Origin of the sequence: Pseudomonas sp. NA-150 (assembly GCF_044336365.1) — a bacterium.
Classification (GTDB): domain Bacteria; phylum Pseudomonadota; class Gammaproteobacteria; order Pseudomonadales; family Pseudomonadaceae; genus Aquipseudomonas.
On sequence record NZ_CP172305.1, the window covers coordinates 6216405 to 6229710 of the forward strand.

Below are 13306 nucleotides of genomic sequence, written 5' to 3' on the forward strand. Positions count from 1 at the left end.
TTAATCCAAAAACGACCAGAAACGATCAGGGAGGCTTATCACATTGCGCGGCATTCCCACGCAACCTGACGCCTCCCTGTCATAGCTATCTATGGTATTCGCAGGCAAGCCTGCGAAGAGGCCGGACCTGCCAATCAACGCAACCCCAACTCGGCCCAAATCCGCAGCACTTCACGCCGCTGGGCATGAAACTGATCGCCACTGACGACCCCGGCTTCCTTCTGCAACGCTTGTCGGTGGGCGGCTGCGCGGTAAGCTTTATAAGCTTCGCGCAACAGGTTGGCATCCGTATCAGGGATCAACCCGGCCTGCTCCAGACCTTCAAGAATGCGGATGTTATCGGTGTAACGCAGCAGCGCTGGATGTTCCCTGGACCACGCCAAAGCCGCGTATTGCACCATAAATTCGATATCCACGATACCACCGGCATCTTGCTTGAGATCGAACGGAGCCGTGGCTTCGAACGCATTGGCGGCGGTTCCGGCCGCAGTCGCCTTGCTGCCAAGGTTGTCGCGCATCTTGGCGCGCATCTCGCTGACTTCCGCTTGCAGCTTGGGTAAATCGCGTTCGCGTCCCAGCACGGCAGCGCGAACTTTTTCGAATTCGGTCCCTACTTCGTGGCTGCCGACCAACACTCTGGCCCGAACCAGCGCCTGATGTTCCCAGGTCCAGGCTTCGTTTTGTTGATAGCGATCGAACGCCCCCAGCGAGCTGACCAACAACCCCGAAGCCCCAGACGGTCGCAAGCGCATGTCGACTTCGTATAGCTGACCGGAGTTAGTCTGCGCAGTGATCAAGTGAATGATCCGCTGCCCCAGACGGGTGAAAAATTGCGCGCTGTCGATAGGCTTGGCGCCATCGGTTTCGGCGTAGGGATCGCCATCGTGGATGAACACCAGGTCCAGGTCAGAACCGTGACCCAGCTCCAGGCCACCGACCTTGCCGTAGCCGACAATAATAAAGCCCGGATCACACAGACTGCCATCAGGCCGCTTCGGCGTGCCGTGCTTGGCCACAGTGTGCCGCCAGGCCAGGGCCAGCACTTGCTCCAGAATCGCCTCGGCCAACCAGGTCAGGTAATCACTGACTTTCATCAACGGTAAGCTGCCGCTGATTTCCGATGCCGCTACGCGCAGGCTGTGGGCCAATTTGAAGTGACGCAGGGCTTCCATTTGTTGTTCGAGGTCGTCTTCCGGGATCCGCGTCAGACGCTCACGCAACTCAGCCGCCAGCTCTGGCGCCAACGGCGGGCTGAACAGGCGGCCTTCATTCAGCAGTTCATCGAGCAGCAACGGGAAACGCGAGATCTGCTCGGCAATCCATGGACTGGCGGCACACAGCGTCAATAACCGCCGAAGCGCCCCGGGGTTTTCGGTGAGCAACACCAGATACGCGGAACGTCGAGCGACCGCTTCCACCAGTGGCAAAACGCGCTCCAGCACCAGATCGGGATTGCTGTGCTCCACCGCTTGCGCCAGCAGGCGTGGAATAAAAGCGTCCAGGCGCTCGCGCCCCAAACGCTGCATCGCACGCAGCTGCGGGCTGTTGCGCAGACCTGAAAGCCGCTTCAGCGCGCGGGGGCCGTCGACAAAGCCGGCGTTCTCCAACTGTCGGCACGCCGCCTCTTCATCTTGCAACTCTTCCCATAGAGGCAACCACTCGCCACCCACAGCCATCTCGCTGTCGCTGTCGTCGTCATCCTCATCGTCGTCCGGGTCGGCAATCACCTGCCGGAAGTGCCACGCCACCCGGCCCCGCCAATGCATCAGTTGTGCATGGAAGCTGCTCCAGTCATCGAAGCCGAGCATAAAGGCGATGCGCGCTTGATCGGTGTCGCCATCGGGCAACATCTGGGTCTGACGATCGGCGATGGCCTGGATCGCATGTTCGGTGTAGCGCAGAAACTCATAGCCTTCGCGCAACTCATCGGTCACCGCCGCGGACAGATAGCCCTGCCCCTCCAGAGTGCGCAGGACCTTCAGCAGAGGGCGTTGTTGCAGGCTCAGGTCGCGTCCGCCGTGAATCAGCTGGAACGCCTGGGCGATGAACTCGACTTCACGAATCCCGCCAGAACCGAGTTTGATGTTCTCCGACATGCCTTTGCGCCGGACCTCCTGCTGAATCAACTGCTTCATGGTGCGCAGCGCTTCAATCGCCGAGAAGTCCAGGTAACGCCGATAAACGAAGGGCCGCAGCATGCTCAGCAACTGTGCGCCGGCCACCTGATCGCCGCCCACTACACGGGCCTTGATCATCGCGTAACGCTCCCAGTCACGGCCCTGATCCTGATAGTACTGCTCCAGCGCATTGAAGCTGAGCACCAACGCGCCCGCCGAGCCGTAAGGTCGCAGGCGCATATCGACGCGGAACACGAAGCCGTCGACGGTAATCGGGTCCAACGCCCTGATCAGCCGCTGGCCGAGCCGGATGAAGAATTCCTGGTTATCCAGCGGACGCTTGACCCCCTGCGTTTCGCCGCCTTCGGGGTAGCCGAAGATCAGGTCGATGTCCGAGGACAGATTCAGCTCCACCGCCCCCAGCTTGCCCATCCCGAGGATGACCATATGTTGTGGTTCGCCAGTGCGACGCCCGGTGGGGATACCGAATTGCTGACTGTGACGTATATACAACCATTGATAGGCCAGATCGATGCAGGCATCGGCCATGTCCGACAGGTCGCGACAGGTTTCCACCAGCGTGGCCTGGCGAGTCAGGTCGCGCCAGATAATGCGTACCTGTTGCCGGCTGCGTTGCCGACGCAACTGCCGACCCAGCTCGTCTTCGGTCTCGACGGCTTGCAGCGCGGCATCGATTTGCCCACCCATTTCGCCCTCGACCAGGCTCCGCTCCAGTTGCCCTGAAGACACGAGATCGAGGAACATTTGCGGGTCGCGCACCACCTGTTCGATAAAGAAGTCACTGGCTGCTGCAACCCGGTCGAATGCGACACGGCGCTCAGCGGACCAGGCGTCAAGCTCGACCAGAGCGGTATCGGATAATGAAGAAACCGCCGCGCGCAGTGACTGTTGCGCACGACCGACAAACGGCAGAAGGATGGCTGGCACATCGGTCAGCAAAGGGAGGCTCATGGTCTATCCTTGATCGGCGTGCAAGTAATCGGTTTCAGGATTTGCAAGAAACGGATCGTCGAACAAAAGTTGTAAATAGCTGAAAAAATGTATTTATTAGCAGCCAGCATCAAGATCTCACCTGTTTTAGTCCGCTTCACACTCACATTATCGATTTATTACACAACACGACAGGAGGAGATGGGCCCCTCTGCTGTAGTTTTACTACTAAGGGATGAAGGCGAAAGGCTGAAATGGAAGACGATTTGTAGTAAAACTACACGCCACCGGGACAACCTCCGGTCATCCAAGAATTTATTGTCGTCTGCCCACAAGGCCAGTCGCAAACTCAGGCAACCGATTCTGGAAGCCTTTCCGCCCTGGAGCAAGCCATGCAAGACCTCGATCCCGTCGAAACCCAGGAATGGCTGGACGCCCTGGAATCGGTTCTCGACAAAGAAGGCGAAGACCGTGCTCACTATTTGATGACCCGTATGGGCGAGCTGGCCACCAGAAGTGGCTCACAGCTTCCTTACGCCATCACCACGCCGTACCGCAACACCATCCCCGTTACCCACGAAGCACGCATGCCTGGCGACCTGTTCATGGAACGCCGCATTCGCTCGTTGGTGCGTTGGAACGCATTGGCCATGGTTGTCAAAACCAACCTGGGCGACCCTGACCTGGGTGGTCACATCTCCAGCTTCGCCTCCAGCGCGACGCTGTATGACATCGGCTTCAACTACTTCTTCCAGGCTCCGACCGACGAACACGGCGGCGACCTGATCTACTTCCAGGGTCACGCATCGCCTGGCGTTTACGCCCGTGCGTTCATGGAAGGCCGGATCACCGAAGAACAAATGAACAACTTCCGTCAGGAAGTCGACGGCAAAGGCCTGTCGTCTTATCCACACCCGTGGCTGATGAAAGATTTCTGGCAGTTCCCGACTGTATCGATGGGCCTTGGCCCGATCCAGGCGATCTACCAGGCGCGCTTCATGAAGTACCTGGAACACCGCGGCTACATCCCTGAAGGCAAGCAGAAGGTTTGGTGCTTCCTCGGCGATGGCGAGACCGACGAGCCGGAATCCCTGGGCGCAATCGCTCTGGCCGGCCGTGAAAAACTCGACAACCTGATCTTCGTCGTCAACTGCAACCTGCAACGTCTCGACGGACCGGTTCGCGGCAACGGCAAGATCATCCAGGAACTCGAAGGCGTGTTCCGTGGCGCTCAATGGAACGTGACCAAGGTAGTCTGGGGCCGTTTCTGGGACCCACTGCTGGCCAAAGACACCGACGGTATCCTGCAACGTCGCATGGACGAAGTCATCGACGGCGAGTACCAGAACTACAAAGCCAAAGACGGCGCGTTCGTGCGTGAACACTTCTTCAACTCGCCAGAACTCAAGGCGATGGTTGCGGATCTGTCCGACGACGAAATCTGGAAACTCAACCGTGGTGGCCACGACCCGTACAAAATGTACGCGGCCTACCATCAAGCGGTTAACCACAAAGGTCAGCCGACCGTGGTTTTGGCCAAGACCATCAAAGGTTATGGCACTGGCGCCGGTGAAGCGAAAAACACCGCGCACAACACCAAGAAAGTCGATGTCGACAGCCTGAAGAGCTTCCGTGACCGCTTCGACATTCCGGTCAAGGATTCCGAGCTGGAAACCCTGCCGTTCTTCAAACCTGAAGAAGGCAGCGCCGAAGCCCGTTACCTGAGCGAGCGCCGTGCAGCACTGGGTGGTTTCGTTCCACAACGTCGCGCCAAGAGCTTCAGCCTGCCGACGCCTCCGCTGGAAACCCTCAAGGCTCTGCTTGACGGTACTGGCGACCGCGAAATCTCCACCACCATGGCCTTCGTGCGGATTCTCACGCAACTGGTCAAGGACAAGGAAATCGGCGCCCGCATCGTCCCGATCATCCCGGACGAAGCCCGTACCTTCGGTATGGAAGGCATGTTCCGCCAACTGGGCATCTACTCGTCCGTTGGCCAGCTCTACGAGCCAGTCGACAAAGAACAAGTGATGTTCTACCGCGAGGACAAGAAAGGTCAGATCCTCGAGGAAGGCATCAACGAAGCAGGCGCCATGTCCTCCTTCATCGCCGCTGGTACTTCGTACAGCAGCCACAACCAGCCGATGATTCCGTTCTACATCTTCTACTCGATGTTCGGTTTCCAACGTATCGGTGACCTGGCCTGGGCCGCTGGCGACAGCCGCACCCGTGGCTTCCTGATCGGCGGTACTGCCGGTCGTACCACGCTCAACGGCGAAGGCCTGCAGCACGAAGACGGTCACAGCCACATCCTGGCCTCGACTATCCCGAACTGCCGCACCTTCGACCCGACTTACGGCTATGAACTCGCGGTCATCATCCGCGAAGGCATGCGCCTGATGTTCGAAGAGCAGCAGGACGTTTTCTACTACCTGACCGTGATGAACGAGTCCTACGCTCACCCAGCCATGCCGGCCGGTGCAGAGGAAGGCATCATCAAGGGCATGTACCTGCTCGAAGAAGACACCAAAGAAGCGGCGCACCACGTGCAGCTCCTGGGTTCGGGCACCATCCTGCGTGAAGTGCGTGAAGCGGCGAAGATCCTGCGCGAGCAGTTCAACGTTGGTGCAGACATCTGGAGCGTAACCAGCTTCAACGAACTGCGTCGCGATGGCCTGGCTGTAGAGCGCAGCAACCGTCTGCACCCAGGTCAGAAGCCTGCCCTGAGCTATGTGGAAGAATGCCTCACTGGCCGTAAAGGTCCGGTGATCGCTTCGACCGACTACATGAAACTGTTCGCTGACCAGATCCGTCAGTGGGTACCGACCAAGGAATACAAAGTCCTGGGCACTGACGGTTTCGGCCGTAGTGACAGCCGCAAGAAGCTGCGTAACTTCTTTGAAGTCGACCGCCACTTCGTTGTGCTGGCCGCTCTGGAAGCCTTGGCCGACCGTGGCGATATCGAACCTAAAGTCGTGGCGGAAGCCATTGCCAAGTTCGGCATCGATCCTGAGAAACGTAACCCACTGGACTGCTAAGAGTCTGTCTGCCATTCGTACAGAGCGCTGACAAGGGCACGAAACAGCAGAGGATGCGGAATTTACTTCGGTAGATGAGCATCCGACGCTGTTTTCGTCTCAACTGAAAGCAGCGCAGTCGAGAGTGAACAGGTTCTCCGAAGGAGAGACATTGTGAGTGAGCTAATTCGCGTACCCGACATCGGCAACGGTGAAGGTGAAGTCATTGAATTGATGGTCAAGGTCGGCGATCGCATCGAAGCCGACCAGAGCATCCTGACGCTGGAATCCGACAAGGCGAGCATGGAAATTCCTGCTCCGAAGGCCGGCGTCATCAAAAGCATGAAAGTGAAGCTGGGCGACCGCCTGAAAGAAGGCGACGAGTTGTTCGAGTTGGAAGTCGAAGGCGAAGCGGCTGCAGCTGCTCCGGCACCGGCTGCCGCACCTGCGGCCGCCGCTGCACCCGCTGCTCCTGCGCCAGCTGCTGCACCCGCTGCCGCTCCGGCCGCAGCGGCTGCCGCAACCGTTCAGGACATCCACGTTCCAGACATCGGTTCGTCGGGCAAAGCCAAGATCATCGAACTGATGGTCAAGGTCGGCGACACCATCGAGGCTGATCAATCGCTGATCACCCTGGAGTCCGACAAAGCCAGCATGGAAATCCCTTCGCCCGCCGCTGGCGTGGTCGAAAGCATCATCGTCAAGCTCGACGACGAAGTAGGTACCGGCGACCTGATCCTGAAGCTGAAAGTCGCGGGCGCTGCCCCGGCCGCCGCTCCAGCACCGGCTGCTGCACCGGCTCCAGCGGCTGCAGCATCTGCGCCCGCTGCGGCACCAGCTGCAAAAGCCGCGGCAGCACCTGCTCCGGCAGCACCGGCACAGAACGGCGCCAAGGTTCACGCAGGCCCGGCGGTTCGCCAATTGGCCCGTGAGTTCGGTGTTGAACTGAATGCTGTCGCAGCGACCGGCCCACACGGCCGCGTGCTGAAAGAAGACGTGCAGGTTTATGTCCAGGCCATGATGCAGAAAGCCAAATCCGCACCTGAAGGTGGCGCGGCTGGCGGCATGGGCATTCCGCCGATTCCGGAAGTCGATTTCAGCCGTTTCGGCGAAACCGAAGAAGTGCCGATGACTCGCCTGATGCAACTGGGCGCAACCGGTCTGCACCGCAGCTGGCTGAACATTCCGCACGTGACTCAGTTCGACCAGGCCGACATCACCGAGCTGGAAGCTTTCCGTGTGGCACAGAAAGCCGTAGCAGAAAAAGCCGGCGTCAAACTGACCGTCCTGCCGCTGCTGCTTAAATCCTGCGCACACCTGCTCAAGGAACTGCCGGACTTCAACAGTTCGTTGGCGCCAAGTGGCAAAGCGATCATCCGCAAGAAGTATGTGAACATCGGCTTCGCCGTGGACACCCCGGAAGGTCTGCTGGTCCCTGTAATCAAGAACGTTGATCAGAAGAGCCTGCTGCAATTGGCTGCCGAAGCGGCCGAGCTGGCCGAGAAAGCCCGCAGCAAGAAGCTGTCGCCGAACGACATGCAGGGCGCTTGCTTTACTATCTCCAGCCTCGGTCACATTGGCGGCACCGGCTTCACGCCGATCGTCAACGCGCCGGAAGTGGCGATCCTCGGTGTTTCCAAGGCGACCATGCAGCCGGTCTGGGACGGCAAAGCCTTCCAGCCACGCCTGATGTTGCCGCTGTCGCTGTCCTACGATCACCGCGTGATCAACGGCGCTGCGGCTGCACGCTTCACCAAGCGCCTGAGCGACTTGCTGGCTGACATCCGCACTCTCCTGCTGTAACTGAACGACGGGCCCATTTCGATGGGCCCCTCGGGCAACGCTTTCCGAGCTGCCACGCTCGTACCTCAACCCCGCCAACTTGGCGGGGCTTTTTTTGCCTATCCGTTACCCCCACTGTGGAGCCGAAGACTGCGAAAGCGTCAGAGCATTCACCCACCGCGATTTAAGGCCCATCGCAGCCTTCGGCAGCTCCTACAGAGGCCGCATTTCAATCCTGAGCGCCAATTACGACCCTCAACTGCAGTTTCTTACCCTTCAGCCGATAGTTTTATAGCACTAAGCCACCCTGCTCACTTGTCAGCCCGTGCTGCATGATGCAACCTTGCGACACGCGACGTGAAAGAGGGCCAAAGCCCGTGCGCGATCAGCATTCTGAAAGCGAGTTTCTTAATGAAAAGCCAACCCGATGCCGCCGGTCGAACCGCGGCCGAGGTAGTGACGCAATTACCGGTGCCCTCGCGGCTCGGTATGCTGCGTTTCGAACGGCTGAATGAAGCTAACTGGGCGCTGCTATACCTCGACCCCAATTGTGAAAAACAGTTTGGACTGCCAGCAGTAGACCTCTGCGCCCTGATCGGCTCGCCTTATGCCAGCCTGATGGAGCCGGAAGCACGCTATCAGTTGCACGATACCGTGCAGCAGCAATTGGCCGAGAGCCCCTACTATCTGATCCGCTATACCCTGCACACCGCCAATGGCCCGGTCAGCTTGCTGGAGTTGGGCGAAGGTTACCGCCAGCACAATCGCCACCTGCTGCGTGGTTATATGGTGGTCGTTGAAGGCTTGTTTGAAGCAACCGCTCACTCGACAAACCCCGACCTGGCAACCCAGAACAGCCGCCTGCAAATTGCCCTTGAACACAACCAGCGTGCCCAGCAGGAGCAATTGCTGCACCTGGAGCGCGTGCGTGCGCAGCAAAGCCTGATCCTGCGCCTGGCGCGCCATCGCTACAGCACGCAGAACTCGGTGCAGGAAGCGGCGCAGTTGATCACCCAGAGCGCCTGCGAAATCTACGACATTGCCAGCGCCAGCGTCTGGTTCCTCAACGAACAGGTGCTGGAACCGATTGCCGCGTTTCGTCGCGACACCGGTGAATTCCTGCGGCCCGACGCGATCGACGCCAGCCCGTACCCGAGCTACCTCGAAGCGCTGCAAACCAGCCGCGCCATCGACGTCCACGACGTCATGCACGACCCGCGCACCCGCGAGATGGCCGACAACCTGCGGCCACGGGACATTAACGCGATCCTCGACGCCAGCATCCGCATCGACGGCCAGGTGGTCGGCGTGTTGTGCCTGGAGCAAACCGGTATTCCCCGCGCCTGGCAATCCGATGAAATCGCATTTGCCGGCGAGCTGGCGGACCAATTCGCCCAGGTCATCAACAATCACAACCGACGCACCGCCACCAGCGCCTTGCATCTGTTCCAGCGCGCCGTGGAACAAAGCGCCAACGCCTTCCTGCTGGTCAACTACGACGGCGTGGTGGAGTACGTAAACCCGAGTTTCACCGCGATCACTCAGTACACCACCGAAGAGGTCCACGGCCATCGCCTGTCTGAGCTGCCGGCGCTGGAAAACCTCAACGAATTGCTGCTCGACGCCAATTCCAGCCTCGCCAAGAGCAACAGTTGGCAAGGCGAATTCAAAAGCCGTCGGAAGAACCTCGAGCCTTACTGGGGCCAGCTGTCGATATCCAAAGTCTATGGCGACAACCGCGAGTTGACCCATTACATCGGTATCTACGAAGACATCACCCAAAGCAAGCTGGCGCAGCAGCGCATTGAGCGCCTGGCCTATACCGACAACCTCACCAGCCTGGGCAACCGCCCGGCGTTCATTCGCAACCTCGACGAACGCTTCGCCCGCGACAGCGACACGCCGATCAGCCTGCTGCTGGTGGACATCGACAACTTCAAGCGGATCAATGACAGCCTCGGCCACCAGACCGGCGACAAGTTGCTGATCAGTCTCGCCCGGCGTCTGCGCAACAGCCTGAGCCCGAGCGGCAGTCTGGCGCGCTTCGCCAGTAACGAATTCGCCGTGCTGCTGGATAACACCGACCTCGAAGCCGGTCAGCAGATCGCCATCCAGGTGCTCAAGACCCTCGACAAGCCGATGTTCGTCGACAACCAGTTGATCAGCGTCACCGGCTCCGTAGGTCTCGCGTCGGCGCCACTGCATGGCCGCGATCCGCAGACGCTGATGAAAAACGCCGGGCTGGCCCTGCACAAGGCCAAGGCTAATGGCAAACACCAGGTTCAGGTGTTCACCGAAGCGCTCAATGCCGAGGCCAGTTACAAACTGTTCGTGGAAAACAACCTGCGGCGTGCGCTGACCCAGAACGAATTGGAAGTTTTCTACCAGCCCAAACTGTGCCTGCGCAGTGGTCGGTTGCTAGGGATGGAAGCGCTGTTGCGCTGGAATCACCCGGAAAAAGGCATGATTCGTCCGGACCAGTTCATCAGCGTGGCAGAAGAAACCGGTCTGATCATTCCGATTGGCAAGTGGGTCGCGCGCCAGGCTTGCCGTATGAGCAGGGAGCTGGCGGCGGCTGGCCTCGGCCGTCTGCACGTGGCGATCAACCTGTCGCCGAAGCAGTTCTCCGATCCGGAACTGGTGTCGTCCATCGCCAACATCCTCAAGGAAGAACGCCTGGCTGCGCCGATGCTGGAGCTGGAACTCACGGAGGGCTTGCTGCTGGAAGCGACCGAAGACACTCGCCAGCAACTTGACCAGCTGAAGATGCTCGGCCTGACCCTGGCCATGGACGACTTCGGCACCGGCTATTCGTCGCTGAGCTACCTGAAAAAATTCCCGATCGACGTGATCAAGATCGACCGCAGCTTCATCCGCGACATCCCGGCCAACCAGGACGACATGGAAATCACCTCGGCGGTCATCGCCATGGCGCACAACCTGAAACTCAAGGTGGTGGCCGAGGGTATTGAGACCGCCGAGCAACTGGCCTTCCTGCGCCGCCACCGCTGCGATGTCGGCCAGGGTTACCTGTTCGACCGGCCTATTTCGGGCATCGAACTGATCAACCGACTCCGACGTTATCCCCGCGGTCCGCTGGCCTTCTAATTTCCGCTGCGCCGCTACTACGTCTGTCCTGATTCCCCCCTCGCCCCTTCCCTCTCACCTGAACAGTCGGGCAAACTGTCGGTCTTCTTTACTTACCCCTACTGATCAACGCCCTCACTGACCACACCCATTCAGTTACCTCAATCCAACGAGAGGACATGAATCATGGTTTTGCGCTCGGAGATACTTGTGCACAAGAATGAACTACCCACTGCCCAGCAAGCCTTGCCAGGTCGTGAAGCACCGATGACCGTTCCGGAAAAACACTTCGTCAAAGACGCCTACATGCTGGGCCCGTTTCCGGGCACCGTCGATTTCGCCATCTTCGGTCTGGGCTGTTTCTGGGGCGCGGAACGTCGCCTGTGGCAACAAGAAGGCGTACACAGCTCGGCGGTCGGTTACGCCGGCGGCTATACCCCCCACCCGACCTACGAGGAAGTCTGCTCGGGCCTGACCGGCCACAGCGAAGTGGTGTTGGTGGTGTACGACACCGAGCAAACCACTTACGAGGCGCTGCTGAAAGTGTTCTGGGAATCCCACGACCCGACTCAAGGCATGCGCCAGGGCGGCGACATCGGCACGCAATACCGTTCGGTGATCTACTGCACCAACGAAGCCCAACTGAAAGCGGCCGAGGCCAGCAAACAAGCGTTCCAGGCTGAACTGGACAAGGCAGGTCTGGGACCCATTACGACCGAAGTGGCTGAAGCGCCGACGTTCTACTACGCCGAGGCTTATCACCAGCAATACCTGGCGAAGAATCCGCAGGGTTATTGCGGGATCGGCGGGACTGGGGTGTGTTTGCCGGCGTAAACGCCATCGCGGGCAAGCCCGCTCCTACAATGGATCGCATTCCAACTGTAGGAGCGGGCTTGCCCGCGATGAGGCCGGTCCAATCAGCAAAAATTACTCGGCAATCAACCAATCCATCCGCCAGTCACCCTGGGTTTGCCCAAGCGTCTTGGCCAGATACGGCATCAATTCACGCAACTCTTCCTCCAGCCCCCACGGCGGATTCGCAATCGCCAACCCTGAACCGTTCAAGCTCGCCGGCGTGTCCAGCGGGTGCACGAACAACTCCACGCGCAACAGCTTCGGCGCGCCGGTTTCGGCCAGGTCCTGATAGAAGCGCTTGAGCAGGCGTTGGTCCTTGATCGGGTACCAGATCGCCGCCACTGTCTGGCGCATGCGACCAATGGCTTCTTTCAAAGCCACGGCGCAACGCTTCATTTCATCCAGTTGCTCGAATGGCGGGTCGATCAGCATCAAGCCGCGCTTTTCCGCCACCGGCAGCAAGGCACGCGGCACATGCCAGCCTTCGCCCAGATGCACGGCGACGCGACGATCGCCTTTCATGTTTTCCTTGAGCATGCGCCCGTCTTCCGGGTGTTTCTCATTGAGCAAGATACGCTCGCGCTCACGAGTCAGGCGCCGCGCGACTTCCGGGGAGCCGGGGTAGTAACGCAGCTCGCCGTTGGGGTTCATCTCGTGCAGGATTTGCAGGTAATCGGCGGTCAGCACCGGCAGGTCCGGGGCGTTCCACAGGCGTCCAATGCCTTCTATCCATTCGCCGGTGCGACTGGCCTGATCACCCTGCAGGTCGTACAGACCGAGCCCGGCGTGGCTGTCGATATAGGCGAACGGTTGCTCCTTGCGCGCCATCAGGGCGATCAAGCGAGTCAGAACCAAGTGTTTGAAGACATCGGCGTGGTTGCCGGCGTGGAAGGCGTGACGGTAATTCATGGCTGCTCCTGGAATGCAGCGCAGTTTACATGAGTTTGCGCCAGACAAAAAAACGCCCCGGTTAAGCCGTTACAAAACCGGGGCGAAGAAGCAACTCGAAAAGCTGCGCGACAGAGGGTGACCAAACCCTCCATCGCGCACTGAGTGAAGCCAGTGTGCCCGCTGTCCCCGGTGTCGAATTAGCCGAAAACGACCTGTTCATAGGTATTGCAGCCATTGCCGACCGAGGGCCTTGCCGACACCCGCCAGCGCAACGAGAATCGAGCCATACCCCTTCAAGGAGCAGACGAAATGATGCATGCGGATTTGATTGACCAGGAAGACCTGCTTGGCCAGCTCCGGGCCCTGGGCTTCGAAATGCCTCCGGGCGCCACCGCTGAACAAGCCTGTGCCACGGCGGTCTGCGGCCTGACCGAAGCCCGCGCCACCGCGTTGCGCCGTTTGGTTGAGCAATTGCTGACGGGCAGCGCAACCATCCTGCCGGCGGTGCGCCAGGCGATTGATAAACAGTTGTTGCCGGCGTTGGCGGCGTACAAACAAAGCCGAAGCTGAATCGGCACACTGTAGGAGCGAACTTGTTCGCGAGTC

7 protein-coding genes are annotated in these 13306 nt (G+C 59.5%); 5 read left to right on the forward strand and 2 right to left on the reverse strand.

The window, feature by feature from the left end; translation table 11 throughout:
• Positions 1-134: 134 nt before the first annotated feature.
• Positions 135-3089, reverse strand: a complete 2955-nt coding sequence (gene glnE, locus ACF0H7_RS29050; protein ID WP_397450238.1) for a bifunctional [glutamate--ammonia ligase]-adenylyl-L-tyrosine phosphorylase/[glutamate--ammonia-ligase] adenylyltransferase — start codon at positions 3087-3089, stop codon at positions 135-137.
• 371 nt (positions 3090-3460) lie between these two features.
• Here glnE and aceE point away from each other — a divergent pair, with 371 nt between their 5' ends.
• From aceE to msrA, 4 genes are all read left to right on the forward strand, one after another.
• Positions 3461-6106, forward strand: a complete 2646-nt coding sequence (gene aceE, locus ACF0H7_RS29055; RefSeq protein WP_397450239.1) for a pyruvate dehydrogenase (acetyl-transferring), homodimeric type — start codon at positions 3461-3463, stop codon at positions 6104-6106.
• Positions 6107-6259: 153 nt separating this feature from the next.
• On the forward strand, positions 6260-7888 hold the full coding sequence (aceF, locus tag ACF0H7_RS29060) for a dihydrolipoyllysine-residue acetyltransferase (protein ID WP_397450240.1): 1629 nt from the start codon (positions 6260-6262) through the stop codon (positions 7886-7888).
• Between the two features lie 390 nt (positions 7889-8278).
• Complete coding sequence (locus tag ACF0H7_RS29065) at positions 8279-10975, forward strand: EAL domain-containing protein (protein WP_397450241.1); 2697 nt, start codon at positions 8279-8281, stop codon at positions 10973-10975.
• A gap of 165 nt (positions 10976-11140) precedes the next feature.
• Complete coding sequence (gene msrA, locus ACF0H7_RS29070) at positions 11141-11788, forward strand: peptide-methionine (S)-S-oxide reductase MsrA (protein ID WP_397450242.1); 648 nt, start codon at positions 11141-11143, stop codon at positions 11786-11788.
• A 93-nt stretch (positions 11789-11881) separates the two neighbouring features.
• Here the strand turns inward: msrA and ACF0H7_RS29075 are convergent, their stop codons facing one another.
• A complete protein-coding gene (locus tag ACF0H7_RS29075) occupies positions 11882-12718 on the reverse strand; it encodes a 23S rRNA (adenine(2030)-N(6))-methyltransferase RlmJ (RefSeq protein WP_397450243.1) in 837 nt (278 codons plus the stop codon).
• Positions 12719-13009: 291 nt separating this feature from the next.
• On the opposite strand from ACF0H7_RS29075, the gene ACF0H7_RS29080 reads away from it, so the two are divergent.
• On the forward strand, positions 13010-13270 hold the full coding sequence (locus tag ACF0H7_RS29080) for a hypothetical protein (RefSeq protein WP_397450244.1): 261 nt from the start codon (positions 13010-13012) through the stop codon (positions 13268-13270).
• Positions 13271-13306 lie beyond the last annotated feature (36 nt).

Coding starts and splice junctions, on each gene's coding strand:
- ACF0H7_RS29075 (WP_397450243.1), bottom strand. CDS start 12,718: ATGAATTACCGTCACGCCTTCCACGCCGGCAACCACGCCGATGTCTTC.
- ACF0H7_RS29080 (WP_397450244.1), top strand. CDS start 13,010: ATGATGCATGCGGATTTGATTGACCAGGAAGACCTGCTTGGCCAGCTC.
- msrA (WP_397450242.1), top strand. CDS start 11,141: ATGGTTTTGCGCTCGGAGATACTTGTGCACAAGAATGAACTACCCACT.
- aceE (WP_397450239.1), top strand. CDS start 3,461: ATGCAAGACCTCGATCCCGTCGAAACCCAGGAATGGCTGGACGCCCTG.
- ACF0H7_RS29065 (WP_397450241.1), top strand. CDS start 8,279: ATGAAAAGCCAACCCGATGCCGCCGGTCGAACCGCGGCCGAGGTAGTG.
- glnE (WP_397450238.1), bottom strand. CDS start 3,089: ATGAGCCTCCCTTTGCTGACCGATGTGCCAGCCATCCTTCTGCCGTTT.